General features: G+C 39.0%; 13 protein-coding genes. 6 read left to right on the forward strand and 7 right to left on the reverse strand.

All coding sequences use genetic code 11. The features are described 5' to 3' along the window. Nucleotides 1–192: 192 nt before the first annotated feature. Complete coding sequence (locus tag H6G79_RS25155) at nucleotides 193–1,560, reverse strand: cytochrome P450 (protein ID WP_190595313.1); 1,368 nt, start codon at nucleotides 1,558–1,560, stop codon at nucleotides 193–195. A gap of 151 nt (nucleotides 1,561–1,711) precedes the next feature. On the opposite strand from H6G79_RS25155, the gene H6G79_RS25160 reads away from it, so the two are divergent. Next, on the forward strand, nucleotides 1,712–3,010 hold the full coding sequence (locus tag H6G79_RS25160; protein ID WP_190595314.1) for a sodium:proton antiporter: 1,299 nt from the start codon (nucleotides 1,712–1,714) through the stop codon (nucleotides 3,008–3,010). Between the two features lie 285 nt (nucleotides 3,011–3,295). On the opposite strand, the gene H6G79_RS25165 is transcribed toward H6G79_RS25160, so the two are convergent. Next, entirely contained in the window at nucleotides 3,296–4,429 is a 1,134-nt protein-coding gene (locus H6G79_RS25165) for a saccharopine dehydrogenase family protein (protein ID WP_190595315.1), read from the reverse strand. 484 nt (nucleotides 4,430–4,913) lie between these two features. On the opposite strand from H6G79_RS25165, the gene H6G79_RS25170 reads away from it, so the two are divergent. Continuing rightward, complete coding sequence (locus tag H6G79_RS25170) at nucleotides 4,914–5,147, forward strand: hypothetical protein (protein ID WP_190592882.1); 234 nt, start codon at nucleotides 4,914–4,916, stop codon at nucleotides 5,145–5,147. A gap of 71 nt (nucleotides 5,148–5,218) precedes the next feature. Here the strand turns inward: H6G79_RS25170 and H6G79_RS25175 are convergent, their stop codons facing one another. Together H6G79_RS25175 and H6G79_RS25180 are read right to left on the reverse strand one after the other, a co-directional pair. Continuing rightward, entirely contained in the window at nucleotides 5,219–5,452 is a 234-nt protein-coding gene (locus H6G79_RS25175) for a Nif11-like leader peptide family natural product precursor (protein ID WP_190592881.1), read from the reverse strand. 302 nt (nucleotides 5,453–5,754) lie between these two features. Then, nucleotides 5,755–6,666, reverse strand: coding sequence for a cation diffusion facilitator family transporter (locus H6G79_RS25180; protein WP_190592880.1), 912 nt, complete (start codon nucleotides 6,664–6,666; stop codon nucleotides 5,755–5,757). A 189-nt stretch (nucleotides 6,667–6,855) separates the two neighbouring features. Here H6G79_RS25180 and H6G79_RS25185 point away from each other — a divergent pair, with 189 nt between their 5' ends. Both H6G79_RS25185 and H6G79_RS25190 read left to right on the forward strand, forming a co-directional pair. After that, a complete protein-coding gene (locus tag H6G79_RS25185) occupies nucleotides 6,856–8,097 on the forward strand; it encodes an OFA family MFS transporter (protein WP_190592879.1) in 1,242 nt (413 codons plus the stop codon). Between the two features lie 110 nt (nucleotides 8,098–8,207). Continuing rightward, entirely contained in the window at nucleotides 8,208–9,203 is a 996-nt protein-coding gene (locus H6G79_RS25190; protein WP_190592878.1) for a WD40 repeat domain-containing protein, read from the forward strand. A 24-nt stretch (nucleotides 9,204–9,227) separates the two neighbouring features. On the opposite strand, the gene H6G79_RS25195 is transcribed toward H6G79_RS25190, so the two are convergent. The 3 genes from H6G79_RS25195 to H6G79_RS25205 form a co-directional block, all read right to left on the reverse strand. After that, nucleotides 9,228–10,556, reverse strand: a complete 1,329-nt coding sequence (locus H6G79_RS25195; RefSeq protein ID WP_190592877.1) for an ATP-binding protein — start codon at nucleotides 10,554–10,556, stop codon at nucleotides 9,228–9,230. Between the two features lie 55 nt (nucleotides 10,557–10,611). Then, nucleotides 10,612–11,883 (reverse strand): tellurite resistance TerB C-terminal domain-containing protein, encoded by a 1,272-nt coding sequence (locus H6G79_RS25200; protein ID WP_190592876.1) that lies wholly within the window; start codon nucleotides 11,881–11,883, stop codon nucleotides 10,612–10,614. Between the two features lie 154 nt (nucleotides 11,884–12,037). After that, a complete protein-coding gene (locus H6G79_RS25205) occupies nucleotides 12,038–13,402 on the reverse strand; it encodes an ATP-binding protein (protein ID WP_190592875.1) in 1,365 nt (454 codons plus the stop codon). Nucleotides 13,403–13,489: 87 nt separating this feature from the next. Between H6G79_RS25205 and H6G79_RS25210 the strand changes: the two genes are divergently transcribed. Both H6G79_RS25210 and H6G79_RS25215 read left to right on the forward strand, forming a co-directional pair. Beyond that, nucleotides 13,490–13,807, forward strand: coding sequence for a TMEM14 family protein (locus tag H6G79_RS25210; RefSeq protein WP_190592874.1), 318 nt, complete (start codon nucleotides 13,490–13,492; stop codon nucleotides 13,805–13,807). 104 nt (nucleotides 13,808–13,911) lie between these two features. Next, complete coding sequence (locus tag H6G79_RS25215) at nucleotides 13,912–14,778, forward strand: Rpn family recombination-promoting nuclease/putative transposase (RefSeq protein ID WP_190592873.1); 867 nt, start codon at nucleotides 13,912–13,914, stop codon at nucleotides 14,776–14,778. The last annotated feature ends 162 nt before the right edge of the window (nucleotides 14,779–14,940 follow it).

The following is a 14,940-nucleotide window of genomic DNA, read 5'->3' on the forward strand; positions in this document are numbered from 1 at the left end:
GCGCGGTGGAACCACACTGATACATCCCGAACTCAGAGGTGAAACGCTGCTGCGGCTACGATAGTTGGAGGGTCGCCTCCTGCCACAATTGCTCGGCGCCAGGTCTCTTTTTAGTCAAAAAAGCCCCCTTTCTTAAGAAAGGGGGCTTTTTTGTTTATGAATCTATAAGCTAAACGATCGCCATTTTCATAACTACACTTTAATAGGAGTCTCGGCTTTTTGTCGCAGTCCAGTTGCAATCATCCACTTGCCATTGGAAGGTGCTAGGGTAACGCCGCGACGTATTGGTTTAACGCTAGAGTCGTCTACTAATGCTAAATCTACATGGGATAGTACCGTTGCTAGTACCAGTTTCATTTCAAATAAGGCAAATGCCATACCTAAGCAACGACGATTACTTCCACCAAAAGGTAAATATTCATATAAAGAATATTGCCTTTCTAAAAATCTTTCTGGTTTGAACTGTTGTGGTTCTGCATACAAATCTGAACGGCGATGAGTTAAATAAATACAACCTACGAGTAATGTTCCTGGGTCAAATTGACGATTCATGATTTCTATAGGTTGTTTCACAATCCGGGGGATAGTAATCATCGCAATGGGATAAATCCGTAAAGTTTCTTGGCAAACTGCTGTTAGATAAGGTAGACGAGTAATTTCTTCTAAAGCTGCATTGTTTCCGAAACTATCTAACTCAGATAAAAGCTTTTCACGTATTTGTGGTTGGCGATGAATCCAGTACAATGCCCAAGTTAAGGCTGAGGCTGTGGTTTCATGACCAGCAACTAGCAGAGTCATCAACTCATCACGTAACTCTACATCGGTCATAGGTTCGCCGTTTTCATCTCGCGCTGACATCATTAAAGATAAAATGTCGTTCCCAGAAGATTCGGGATGATTTCTGCGTTCTTGAATCTCTGCATACAGTAGTTGGTCAATTTGTTCTCTTTGACGCAAAAAAATGCCCCAAGGACTCCATGAACCTAAATCTACTTGCATTATTGGCAAAAAAGATATTGTGGCACGTAAATTAGAACCACTTAAATCTAGTATGGAAGCCAAGAGTTTTTGTAATTGAGTATAACGTTCTCCTTCAGTTATTCCGAATACAGCTTGCAAAATCACTCTCAGAGAGATTTCTTGCATAGAATCGCGGACAGAAAATGCTTGGTCAAATTTCCATTGACTGATGACTTCTTTGGTAATGTCGGCGATGATATTACCGTAGGCTTTCATCCGATCGCCATGAAAAGGCGGCGTTAATAACTTACGCTGGCGTTGGTGAGATGTACCAGATAGTAATATTAAAGAATTTTCGCCCAACAAAGGCTGCAAAACTTGAGCAGAACCTCTAGAATCTAAATTACTGAGGTTTTCTGTAAATAATTGTTGAATTGCTTGTGGATGACTTAAAAACACCATTGGCTGTTTGTTGGTTAGCCATAATGTAAAACAGTCACCATGTACTTTGGCAGAATTTTCCATTAATTGCAATGGCTGATAAATCCATTGTAATAACTGCATGAATTTGGGGATTTTGGGACTGTCAGGGAGTTGCATCACTAATATTCCTGGTACTGCTATTTTCACTAACTTAAGAACGGTATTAATTACCGGACTATTTCTTCCTGAAATCTATCTATAGGTGATTTATTGCTAGAAATAATACAACTAAACTAGCAAGTTGATATGATTTTTTATACTAATTTCCATGTTTGATATTTATATTATCGACTTGTTTTTGATTGGACTAGTTTTACTGGTAGTTACATTAGCATCTGGTTGGATTACCCGCTTACCTTTATCTTTTGCACTTATCTACCTATTGGTTGGGATTTTTCTTGGCCCTTATGGTTTAGGTTTAATTCAATTACGTCGAGATGATGTATTCAACGCGGAATTACTAGAAAGGCTGACAGAATTTGTTGTGATTATTTCGGTGTTTAGTTGTGGATTAAAAATCATTAGTCCACTAAATTTGCGAGTTTGGGGAATTACATCTCGCCTGATTGGAATATTAATGCCAATTTCAATTTTTAGCTTGGCGGCTGTGGGCAAATTATTTTTAGGGATGAATTGGGGAGAAGCTATCTTACTAGGAGCTATTTTAGCACCTACTGACCCTGTATTAGCTTCAGAAGTACAACTTACTGATACTAATGATAGAGATGAGTTACGTTTTGGTTTAACTTCCGAAGGTGGTTTAAATGATGCCTTAGCTTTTCCCTTTGTTTATTTTGGTATTTATGCTTTAAAAGATGATAACTGGAACAATTGGTTTAAACAATGGATAGTGATAGATATATTTTGGGCGATCGCAGCAGCAATATTCATGGGGATTTTAGTTCCTAAAATTATAGTCTGGTTCGATCAACATATTCAAAAGCGTCGTTCGGCTGACAAATTAATGGAAGATTTTGTTGGCATTAGTATCATTTTGCTGACTTATTCTTTAACAGAATTTGTTAATGGCTATGGTTTTCTGGCAGTATTTGTTGCTGGCTTAGTAGTACAACGCAGTTATCACAATCCAGAAAAACCATTAGCTCAATTAGAATTTATCGAGCAATTAGAAAAGCTGTTAGAAGTTGGCACAATTTTATTATTAGGCTCAATTCTACTATTCAAGCCTATGGTTGATTATGCTTGGCAATCTTTAGTTGTAATTATTTTCTTGTTCTTCTTGATCCGACCTTTAGGTGCGTGGATCAGCACAATTAGTAAACATCCATTGAGTTCCCATCGCTATTATCTACATCCTGGAACTCGTTGGCTGTTTGGTTGGTTTGGAATTCGTGGAGTTGGTTCCCTCTATTATCTGGCTTATGCTTTTGGCAATGGTCTAAAGGGAGAAGTTGCTGAACAAATTGCCTGGATAACCTATACAACTATCGTGGTATCAGTAATTCTACATGGCATTAGTGCAACTCCTTTAATGAATTGGTATGAGGCTCATATTGCTAAACAGACAAAACCGCTACCTGCTTCTACCATTGATGAATTTGAGTAAAGAAGGACATCACATAGTTTGCTTGGTAAATTACATGGTTTCACTTGCTATGTGATAAATTTCTAGACAAGCAGACTGTGTAAACAATATCAAGATTTCGACGAAATGGTATAAGAAAAAGAAAGTATTTGCAAATTTTACTTACGCATAGTACTTTAGTACTATAACAAGAGACCCTAATCAAATAACCCCACAGCACCCGTGGGGTTTTTCCATTGAAGATATTAGGGATAGGTTACAGGGGACAGGTGATAGGGTTACAAGCTTTTATCCTGTTAATATGTCTTAATCTTGACCGCGAGAACTGATAACCTGTTCAGGGGAGTTGAAAAAGGTATGTTCAATTTTAATGCCTCGACTGTCCATGACTTGAGCAAATAAATCTGTTGGTAAGGCATTTTCTACAGGTAAAACTCCTGGTTTATTCAGTTTACCTTCAAGAATTAATTGAGCAACCGTACCTGTACCACAGCCAGTTGCTACCGTAGCATTATCGTGCAGCACAGTAGAAGTGTAAACACCTGTTGAACCATTTTTTTTGCCTGTAACTTCTGATTTGACTGCTACACCAATACCGCTAAAACGATTAGTAAAATCTGTCATTTTATGGCTGACATGAGATAAAAATTCAATCATGCCATGACGCTGCATTAACCACTGAGGAAAAATATGTGCTGCTATCCAGGTCAGATGATTATAGTAATCTGGAAATGAGCCAAACTTAGTAATTACATTTTTAACAGTAGGAAAGGCATAGGGCAATGTGAAAGTTTCTGGCATATCAAACCAGTAAACTCCATTACGTTGATAGCGAGGAAAGTTAATAATTTCTCTTTCACTATAAGGGTTGACTTGCTGCCATTTACCATCTATCCACGCTTCAAAAGGATGCTGCAAGCCTAAAAAAGTTGTTCGCATAACTGTGATACCAGCACCACCAGAACCTGCAACTAAATAATAGAGCTTGATTGTTTCTGCTTCATCAAATTGTTCTACTCCCTGACGCACCAAACTGTTAGACATACCAGGGAATATGCCTGTATTAATTACTGCTGTCACCCCAGCCGCAACAGCATCTTCGTGATAACTTAAAGCTTTGCTGGTAAAAGAACGGTGGTCACTCACATCTATATAGTTAACGCCTTGTTCAATACAAAGTTTCAGAACATTGGCATCGCGGTAGTGAAACGGGCCAGCACAGTGAATAACTAAATCAGAATTAGCGATCGCTTCTCGTAGTTTATCAACTTCTGCCAAGTCTAAAGCTAAATACTGCTGTCGTTGTGCCAAAGGCAAGCTTCCCTTCTCTGGAGTACGCCCAGTGATGGTAATTTTAGCTTGCGTATGGTTAGCAATGTCCTGCGCGACACTGCTACCAATTCGCCCCCTGCCTCCAAGAATTAAAACGCGGTCTGTCATTACTCCGGTATGGGTCACACTACTTGTATTTGACCAGTTTTTGGGAGTCTTTGCCATCGGTTACAAGTATGACTCGTCTACCAATATAGGAGGATAAATCCAGCACTGACGCACAAATATGTCTGTGAAAACTGGGTGTAAGGGCTTAGGGGTGTAATGGGGTGAGAGAAAAAAGGTGTGGGAGGTGTGGGAGGTGTGGGAGGTGTGGGGAGTGTGGGGGGTGTGGGGGGTATGGAGGGTAATTTTTTGGATACTTAGCTAGAAATCCCACACAAAATTTCGTTCACCCGGTGTCATGAGTCATTGGTAACTTGTACTCACGAAAGAGGAAGGTTTTAATGAATAAATTTTGTTTAATATGTAAATCTAAATATAATTAATAAGTTTTTGTAATATATGAGATTCTATCAACCCCCATAATTTAAGATTTTCTTTAGATTGTGTCAGCACTGATTTGAGTTCATTTCAGCCAGGAGCGATGGTAATGAAGATGTGCGTTGTCAACTCCAAAATATTACGTCAGTTTTGGGCTGTAGTGGAACAAACCCAAAGCAGTACTCTTCTTGGGCTTAATGACAAAGACTTGGTTAAGTTGTTGTTAGGACAGATTGAAAGCAACAAAGTCCTGAATTACGAAGAAACTCTGAATTTGACAGATTACATTAATTCTAAGACTTTGTTGATACGTGATTTAGCACAGGCACGTTTAGCATCATAAATCAAAGACAAAAAGCCTATGTGATCTATCTTTATGTCTTTGTATAGGCTTTTTGCCCATTATTTCCAGAATTATCTGGGATTGATGTGCCGTCTTGGCCCCCAGCCTGGATTCACAATAGCAGCTAAGTCTTCTGGTGATAAATTATCAATCTCAGCCTCTAATTCTGCGACTGTGAAATCATAGCCACGTTCTTGAGCCATTTTGACAAATGCTTCAGGATTGGCTGTAGCTCTGAGTTTTTGTTGGAATGCTTGATCTGCTTTGACTGCCTTAAAAAATCTTGCAGCATTTTGTAGTGCCATAATAATTCATCTCCTACAGTAATCTATTTTGTTTCGTGAAATTATCTGTGTCAGTGGAGAGTAGAGGGTAGGCAAAAGTATTTTTCGGTTATACTTTTTTCCAGAAATCAAATATTAATCGTCAGTTGAGAATTTTCGCACTACTTTTAATGTGCATTATTTTTTGTTGAGATGTCTTGTACCGTAAGATAGAAAAATTAACGACATTTCAGTTTTTTCATACTACTTATGGCTGATTGCCTGATTACAAGCACCAAAACCCTGATACTCCTACACCGTTCGGCTGACGCTCACGGCGAATATTACTGCTGACTCAGACGCTCTAATTCCAAATCATTCCAAGATGCAGGATCTTCTACAGGCTCAAGGTGAGTAATAATGCTACTTCCTGGTAATGCTTGAATAATCTTCAATTCAATCTCTTCACATAAATCATGTCCTTGGCGTACTGTCCAAGTTCCTGGTACTAATACGTGAAAGGAAATAAAACGACGGGTTCCTGCTAACCGAGAGCGCATAGCATGAAACTGAATATTTTGATGTTCGTATTCACTAAATATCTGCCGGATAATTTCTTGTTCTTCTTTTGGTAAAGCCGTGTCTAGTAGCCCAGAAAAGGTTTCCCGCAGTAAATTAAATCCTGCCCAAATAATATTAACTGCTACCAATAGGGCAATGATGGGGTCAAGTACCAACCAACCTGTTACCTGCACCAGAACAATTCCGAGTATCACACCACCAGAAGTCCACACATCAGTTAGTAGATGGTGAGCATCTGCTCGCAAGGTAATAGAACGTAAGCGTTTGCCGGCTTTGAGTAAGACAACAGCCACCACACCATTGACTACTGTAGCTAATAATGACAACACTAGCCCTAAGCCCAGTTGAGTCAGTGGTTCGGGATGTTGCAAGCGTCCCCAAGCTTCTAGGGCAATGCTAATAGCTGCCACAATAATCAATGCACCTTCAGCACCACTCGAAAAATACTCAGCTTTAGAATGTCCAAAGGTATGTTCGGCATCGGCGGGTTTAGCTGCATAAGTCAACGCCCATAATGCTACTAGTGCCGCCAGCAAATTTACACATGATTCAATAGCATCAGAAAGTAGCCCCACTGAACCTGTTAATAAGTAAGCTCCAAACTTTAAACCAATAGTTACAACTGCGGCTGCAATTGATAAAAAAGCGTAGGTGCGGGCTGTTTGGCTACTCATTCAGACTACTTAACTGTGATTGCTAGGTAACTGTAACAAATTTAGCTGTTAGTTTTATCTATCTCCAGACTTTTAGGTTTTTTTAAGCACAGGCAAGGAAGTAGTTTGAGAAGTATTGGTTCACATTATTTTCCATACCAAAAAGTGAGATACTGTTGAAAAAATAATTTCACAGGATAGATGTAATATATGCGGCTTTTTGGTATGCCCGTAGACAAAGGCAGATGGTTGCTAATTCCTCTTGGTGCAATTGTTTTACTTTGTCTTGGCACTGTTTATTCGTGGAGTATTTTTAGAAAACCTCTCGAAAAATTACTGAATATTAATGCAACAGAAAGTTTGTTGCCATTTACGGTTTTGCTGATCATGTTTGCCATATTGATGCCAATTACTGGCTTTTACATTAACCGCTTCGGTTCTCGGACGATTACCGCAGTTGGTGGTGTAATTATGGGACTGGGTTATATTTTGTCGAGTCTGGATGGCAATTTACAATTATTAACTGTGACTTATGGTGCGATCGCTGGTGCGGGTGTCGGTATAGTTTATGGTGTACCGTTAGCTGTAATTGCTAAGTGGTTTCCTGATAAAAAAGGTATTGCAGTGGGTTTAACTGTGATTGGTTTTGGGCTATCACCGTTAATTACCGCACCTTTAGCAAAATCACTAATTGATGCTTATGGAGTGCGGCAAACTTTTGTGATTTTAGGTATAATTTTTACACTGATTATTTTAGCGATCGCCACTGTTTTAAAAACACCGCCTCCAGATTGGAAACCAGCCGATTGGAATCCCAATGTTGCAGTTTCGGGAAGTACAGCACTCACCAATTCTGAGACAATGTTGCAAACACCAGCATTTTACGGTTTGTGGCTGTGCTACACCATCGGTACATTTTCAGGATTGGCGGCCATTGGTATTTCTAGCCCTTTAGCTCAAGAAATCATTAAACTAGATGCAACCACAGCCGCAAGTACAGTTTCTTTATTTGCTGTGTTTAATGCTTTAGGAAGAATATTTTTTGGCTGGTTTACTGATCGTTTTAGCCCGAAGTTAGCAGCAATTGTTTCTTTTACTTTAGTATTAATTGCATCGCTGATGATGCTAAAAGCTGGACAAGGAACTGTCGCTACTTATTTAGTAGCATTTTCCCTATTTTATTTTTCCTTTGGTGGCTGGTTAGCGATCGCTCCTACTACCACCTTAATTTTGTTCTCATCCGCCGACTATGCCAAAAATTACGGTCTAGTTTTCACGGCTTACGGCGCAGGTGCATTAGGTGGAACTTTGTTAGCTGGCAGAATTCGAGATATTTTTGGCAGTTATACAATTTTCTTTTACCCAACGACAGCACTGGCAATTTTAGGAATTGTGTTAGCTGTGTTTATGCTCAAACGTAGCTTTTCTACTTCTACTAGCGTGGCAGGCTAAAGTAGCGCATTAGATTTGGCGGAAAAACCGTCGATAAAAGCAGATAAAAAAGATTTGTAATCATAAATCTTTTTTATCTACGTTTATCTGCTGTTTTTGATCTAAACCTAATGCAATATTTTAGTCCGGTCGAATTAAAAATGATTAATATGTATGAAGCTTTTAGACACCAATTAACAATAAAATTTAATCAACGCCAGAATGCGATCGCACTTAGCACAGATGGAAATACTCTAGTAACAGGTGGAGCTGATGACCAAAAAATAAGTGTCTGGGATACCAACACAGGTAAATTAATTAGAACTTGGATGTTTGCACCTGATGAGCTTCTACATGGACTGTCAAACACAGTCGAATCTGTTGCTATATCCACAGATAATAAAATTTTAGTAAGTGGTGGTAGGTTAATTCAGATATGGAATTTAGAAACTGGAAATAAGATTCGCACTTTAAAAAGCAGAGGTGCTATTTGTAACGTCATTAGTCCTGATATGACAAAACTAATAACTCATGGAAGTGGAAGAAGTCCCACAACTATTATCTGGGATTTGCATAAGGGTAGAAAAATTTATCAGCGCACTGGTCAATATGACTGTATTTTATCTTTTGTCATTAGTCCAGATAGTAAAATTTTTATTGGAGGAAATGGAACTACTAATAATGTAACTATTTGGAATTTGAATACAGGCAGTATAATAAAAGAAATGGAAAATAAAGGCGATATCCGAGTTCATAAACTTGCTATCAGTCCTAATGGTGAAACTTTAGCAGGAGGTGGTTACGATGGAATAAAAATTTGGGAAATTGCAACAGGAAAGCAAGTTCAAACAATAGATAAATTTAAGAATATACAATTTCATTCTCATCTTGATTTCATCAATAGTCTTGTGTTTAGTCCTGATGAAAATATGCTATTTAGTAGTGGTAGTGATGGCTCAATTCAGGTATGGAATGTGCAAACTGGTAAAAATATCTATACTTTTCCAAGTGAGCTAAGATTTAGCTCAATCGCACTTAGCTTTGACGGACAAACTTTAGTAGGTCATGCACAATCTAATAACACAGTTGAGGTTTGGAAGAATTCTACAGCTATAGCAACAATTTAGTTTTTAGTATATTTCTATCTTTGATTACAAACTAAATTCTGCTGCGTCATCTTCATCAATAGCTGAATTTTTACCAACGGCTGTAGGTTTGAATTGAGAACCATGAATTAATTCGCTGAATGTCATTTTTGGATTTTGATGTAAGATATTCAGCACGCTAATAAAGTCGCGGATGATTTCGCTGGGTGTGAGTAAGGCTTCTGCACCTAAGCGGCTAACGATTTCTTGTAAGAATTCTTGTAAGTTGCGATCGCTCAAAGTTTTATCATAGCCATAGTGGGTTACATGAATTTCTTTCAGGCGTTGTAGAAGCGTGAAAATTTCAGCCTCATTCAAGGGGTTTAACCGAATAACTGGCCCTAAAAATTCCTGAACATTCGCTTGGGTAGCAAAGCGACTTTCTTTGGTACGTCTGCGCCAAGCTTGGTCAGCAAATAGTCCCCGGTTTTGGTCTTCTAAAAATTTGGTTGTACCACCAATAAAAATCCCCAGATGTTCGGCTTTACATTGCATGGTATCGTTAAACATCGCCAGCAGTCTGTTATAGTTCTTCTCGCGGGTAACTGTGGTGGATATTTGGTATAAATTTACCGCTTCATCTAACAAAATTAACAAACCTTTATAACCAATTTCAGCCACAAATTTAGCTAACAATTTAATGTAGTCGTACCAACTTTCATCATCAATAATTACCCGCACACCCAAAGCCGACCTAGCTTCAATTTTGGTGCTAAATTCACCCCGCAACCACCGCAAAGCCGCATTTTTTAAATTATCATCATCTAATCGATAACCACGCCAATAAGCAATAATCACATTGCCAAAATCAAAACCATGAACTAAGTCTTCAATATACTGCACAACTTCTCTGATTTTGGCTTCTACTTGGTCATCAAAACCTTCGTCGTTGGGACGCATATTAGTTTCTTTAGCAACTTCTTGTTGGATTTTATTAATCCAACCTTCTAAAATTGAAACTAAAGCACCGCCATCAGGACGGGTTTTGGTGGAAAGGTGACTCATTAATTCTCGATAAGTCGCCAAACCTTCATTATTACTTCCCGCGAGGCGGCGTTCGGATGATAAATCAGCATCAGCTACGACAAAGCCTTGTTCCATCGCACGGTTGCGAATCATTTGGAGGAGAAAGCTTTTACCGGAACCATAATTACCAATAATAAAGCGAAATGCGGCGACACCTTCGGTAATGTCATCTAGATTTTGTATCAGGCTTTTAAGTTCTTGTTCTCGACCAACTGCTATGTGTTCAACTCCTAGTCTTGGTACTACTCCCGCACCCAGGGAATTAATTAAAGCAGTGGAAACTTTCTTCGAGATTTTGAGCTTTGCCATGTACTTCACTAGATTTTAGATTTCGCGCAATAATAATTTTACGATAACAAGTAATTTAATTTGATGATGCTTGCCTGCTCATCAAGTCTTCGTACATAGCAATCATTTTGCGGACATTGTGCTGATGTTCTGGATACACTGAGGGAGTGTCTTCTCCTGGTTCGATGATTAATTCCCCAATGGTATCATTTGCCCGGTCGTTAATAGAATCAATCAAGAGATTAGGCATGGTAATATTAGCTTCGGCAATTTGTTTAATGCTTGCTTTGGGGTTATCTGCTTGTAATATTGCTTTTAATACTTCAATTTCATGACCTGGCAATTTTTCTAACAAATTAGTCCATTCTTCTGGTAAGTCTTCACTGGGATCTTCTGAAGGTGCAATTAAATCAGCAAACGGAAATAATTCGGGTTCATCTTCTAGGGAAAGATTTATTGGTATAGGTTCTAAATTGAGCGTTTCTGTTTGTTGCAGTAAGTCCCAAATTTGACTTTGTAATAAATCTCGTTCTCCTTGTAAGATTAAAATTTGACTATTTAACTGTTGGATGTCTGATTGTTTATCATTTATTTGCTGATGCAATTCAGTTAAACTATTGGTGATGTTATTCTTTTCTGTAGTGATATCTGCCAATAATTTATTTTGCTGATGAACAACAGTTTCTAACTCTTGAATTTCTACCCTGAGTTCATACATTTTTTCTTCTAGCTGCGGTTTGAGTCTACCTAGTAAGGTTAAGTTACTCTCAATTTCTTGCTTGTCTTGGCGTAGTTCATGAAGTTGAGTTTGTAACTGGGCAATTTCAGCATGAGAAACATTACTATGTAACTCTAAACGGCGTTTTTCGGCTGTGAGGTTAGCACAAATATTACTAAGTTCTGTATTAGTTTGCTCTAGAGTTTGAATGGTATTTTTAAGGTTATTTGTTTCAGCTTCTAATTGCTTTTTTTGTCCGGCAAAATTACTTAATTCTCGATGCAGACTATCTCTTTGATTGCGAGATTCGGCAATTTGATTTTGCAGTTTTTGGTTTTCAGCATATAACAAATTGTGATGTTCTTCAATTTGTTTGATTTCTCTGTAAATGCGATTTTTTAAAGATTCTTGCTCTTTAATGCGTTTGCGTAAGGTTGTTAACACCAGCATTTCATGATGTCTCCGGCGTTTATCAACAAATAATGCGGCAGTATATGTAGCCAGGACAGTAATTATGCCTGTTAGGAAAGCTTGACCAAAATTCCAATTCGGAACCAGACTAAGCCCAAAACTTACACTAAAGGCAACTACACCTAGAAGAAATCGATTACTGACCATTACTGCTTGCATATTGCTGGTGTGAATTCGTAATTAAGATTGGGGCTGAGGATCAGATTTATAAGGTAAGAATTCAGGAGTCAGAATTCAGAATGCAGAATGATTAATCAATATTGTTCTAGGTAGGGAGTCTAATAATTGAGAAGTATGAGTCATTATACTGTGTTCAATTCTGACTTGTGGATTCTGGATTCTGGATTCTTTCATTATTAGTTGTACCAAAGAGAGATAAATCTGCTTTTAAAAAGTCAATAAATTGTCGTGCTGTGCGTCCAGAACGGCCATTATGACGGGTTGCCCACTGTAATGCTTGATATTCTAAATCTTCTGGGCTGAGATTAATTTTGGCTTGTGTGGCTAAATGACGAATAATTGTTAAATAAGTATTTTGATTTGCTGGCTCAAAGGTTAATGTCAAACCAAAGCGATCGCTAAATGATAACTTCTCTTGCATCGTATCCCAAGCATGGATTTCTTCATTATCCTTGGGGGTGGGTCTATCAGCGAAATACTCTCGAATTAGGTGACGGCGGTTGGAGGTAGCATAGACAACTACATTTTGTGGTCGTGCTGTTAAGTTACCTTCTAAAACTACTTTAAGAGCTTTAAAAGCGTCGTCATCTTCCTCAAAGGAGAGGTCATCGACAAAAATGATAAATTTTTGTGGCAACCCGCGTAACTGTTCGACAATTTTTGGTAAATCATGTAAATCAGATTTGCCAACTTCTAGTAGACGCAGGTTGCGATCGCTATACTCATTCAACAAAGATTTGACTAAAGAAGATTTCCCCGAACCGCGACTACCATAAAGTAATACATGCAATGCTGTTTCACCCGCTAGTAAAAACTCTGTATTTTTCAGCAAAGCATCTCGCTGCCATTCGTAACCCACCAGTGTACTTAACTTAATGGGGTCAGGATAAGGAATACCAACAAACTGCCCATCTTGCCAACGCAAGGCGCGATACTCGGCAAATAAACCTACACCAAATTTTTGATAATAAGCAGCTAATTCTTCCACAGCATCAGCCCAATTATCCCAATCTGGCAAATGCAGGGTTTGATTGGTGGTAGGATTGTGTTCTTGATACCAAACAACAGGCGAAACTGGCAAATGAGTTACAGCTTGTACCCACTCGCTGAGAGATGCTGTGCTGCATTCGTAAAGGCTTTGTAAGATGTGTAAATCATGTTGAGCGGCTGCAATTAAAGCCGGGGGTAATTCCCGAAAATCTTGTTGCTGCGCCAGTCGGCTAAAGGGGTTTTCCGCCAGGAGTATTTGGGAAATTAAATGGTCTTCCCAATTTTGACGGCTTGCGGCTAAGGCGTGGAAGTAATTGCCATAGGCTTGCAGACAACTCCTGCCATCGGCATCAGTGTAACGTATTGCTTGCAACAGTTCCAGAAAGGCGATCGCGGCTTCGCTTTGGAGGACAGATTGATAAAGTAAAAGAGATGCTGCTTGACGCTGGAGGAATTGCACCTGGACATAGGACGAAGTACTTGCCGTTGGCATTGCGGGAATATCCATCAATCAACTAGGTGAAATAGCTAAATAGCTATGGTAAATTGTCTGCCGACCTTGGCTGTAAAGTCAAAATCTACATAGGTTTTAACAATGAATTTAGGTATAATTGCTGCTTTTGCCTACGGTATCTTCGCAATTGTTGGTGGAATTATTGGCTACGTGCAAGCGCGTAGTCTGGTTTCACTTCTGAGTGGTGGTGTTAGTGGTTTGTTACTGATTTTATTTGCTTACTGGTACTTGCAAGGACAACCTTGGGGTTTAACTCTAGCTGCTTTTGTAGCTGGGGTTTTAGTGGTTGTGTTTGCTTTGAGGTTTGCCAAGACACGCAAGTTTATGCCTGCGGGACTAATGATTGTTTTAGGGGCGCTGGCACTGGTGTTGATGGTGCATCAGTTGGTGGTTAAATAACATATAGATGAGTCTCCTGTTGTAGTACATTTATATTATTGTATAGCTGTGGCGATCGCTACAAATACTTTGATCAGGAAAAATCTATTTATTTGAATGTCTAAATGCGACGAGACTCAATTTTTTATAAACTATTCCAACAATACCCTAGTTTATTATTTGAATTATTGACAAATCCACCAGCAAATGCGGATGAATACAAATTTGACTCTGTGGCTGTCAAAGAACCCAAATTTGAAATTGATGGCGTATTTCTCCCACCAGAAAGCGTCAGTCAGGGTGTAGTGTATTTTTGCGAAGTGCAATTCCAGAAAGACGAAAGGCTATATGAACGGGTATTTGCTGAATCAGCATTATATTTCTACCGCAACCGCGACAGATTTAGTGATTGGCAAGCAGTGATTATTTACCCATCGCGCACCATCGAACAAACTGACACTTATCCTTATCGTGCCTGGCTCAATAGCGACCAATTACATCGGGTATATTTGGATGAATTGGGTGATATTCGTGCTTTACCAATTTGGGTAGCATTGATGGTGTTGACAACGATAGATGAAGAAATTGCACCCTCCGAAGCCAGATATTTGGTAGAGCGTTCAGCAACTGAGCAACCAGAAACCACCAGTCGCGCCATAATTGAGTTAGTTACAACAATCATGGTGTACAAGTTTGAGCAACTAAGTCGCACAGAGGTAGAAGCAATGCTAGGAATTACACTCAAGGAAACACGAGTTTACCGAGAAATCAAAGAGGAAGGACTGCAAGAGGGAGAACAAAGAGGAAGAACCGCAGGAGAGCGATCGCTTGTTCTGCGTCAACTAACTCGTCGTGTGGGAGAATTATCTCAAGATGTGCGCGAACAAGTGGAAACTCTCTCCCTAGACCAATTAGAAAACTTGGGCGTAGCATTGTTAGATTTTACCAGTATGGCTGATTTACTCTCTTGGTTAGCAGCCACCTCAAAGTAAAAGTAAGTATTATTAAAAACTTAGCTTGTTGCTGAATGTCATAAATAATGACTAATATTTGGCTGGAAAAAAGTCATCATCCTTTTGCCAAAGTATCCGGTTTTGCTGATTCACCAGTGATAAATAAAAATAAGATTGCATGTAATTTTGATATTTTTGGGT

Source organism: Anabaena sp. FACHB-83 (genome assembly GCF_014697485.1).
Taxonomy (GTDB): domain Bacteria; phylum Cyanobacteriota; class Cyanobacteriia; order Cyanobacteriales; family Nostocaceae; genus Nostoc_B.

Coding starts and splice junctions, on each gene's coding strand:
- H6G79_RS25155 (WP_190595313.1), bottom strand. CDS start 1,560: ATGCAACTCCCTGACAGTCCCAAAATCCCCAAATTCATGCAGTTATTA.
- H6G79_RS25160 (WP_190595314.1), top strand. CDS start 1,712: ATGTTTGATATTTATATTATCGACTTGTTTTTGATTGGACTAGTTTTA.
- H6G79_RS25165 (WP_190595315.1), bottom strand. CDS start 4,429: ATGACAGACCGCGTTTTAATTCTTGGAGGCAGGGGGCGAATTGGTAGC.
- H6G79_RS25170 (WP_190592882.1), top strand. CDS start 4,914: ATGAAGATGTGCGTTGTCAACTCCAAAATATTACGTCAGTTTTGGGCT.
- H6G79_RS25175 (WP_190592881.1), bottom strand. CDS start 5,452: ATGGCACTACAAAATGCTGCAAGATTTTTTAAGGCAGTCAAAGCAGAT.
- H6G79_RS25180 (WP_190592880.1), bottom strand. CDS start 6,666: ATGAGTAGCCAAACAGCCCGCACCTACGCTTTTTTATCAATTGCAGCC.
- H6G79_RS25185 (WP_190592879.1), top strand. CDS start 6,856: ATGCGGCTTTTTGGTATGCCCGTAGACAAAGGCAGATGGTTGCTAATT.
- H6G79_RS25190 (WP_190592878.1), top strand. CDS start 8,208: ATGCAATATTTTAGTCCGGTCGAATTAAAAATGATTAATATGTATGAA.
- H6G79_RS25195 (WP_190592877.1), bottom strand. CDS start 10,556: ATGGCAAAGCTCAAAATCTCGAAGAAAGTTTCCACTGCTTTAATTAAT.
- H6G79_RS25200 (WP_190592876.1), bottom strand. CDS start 11,883: ATGCAAGCAGTAATGGTCAGTAATCGATTTCTTCTAGGTGTAGTTGCC.
- H6G79_RS25205 (WP_190592875.1), bottom strand. CDS start 13,402: ATGGATATTCCCGCAATGCCAACGGCAAGTACTTCGTCCTATGTCCAG.
- H6G79_RS25210 (WP_190592874.1), top strand. CDS start 13,490: ATGAATTTAGGTATAATTGCTGCTTTTGCCTACGGTATCTTCGCAATT.
- H6G79_RS25215 (WP_190592873.1), top strand. CDS start 13,912: ATGCGACGAGACTCAATTTTTTATAAACTATTCCAACAATACCCTAGT.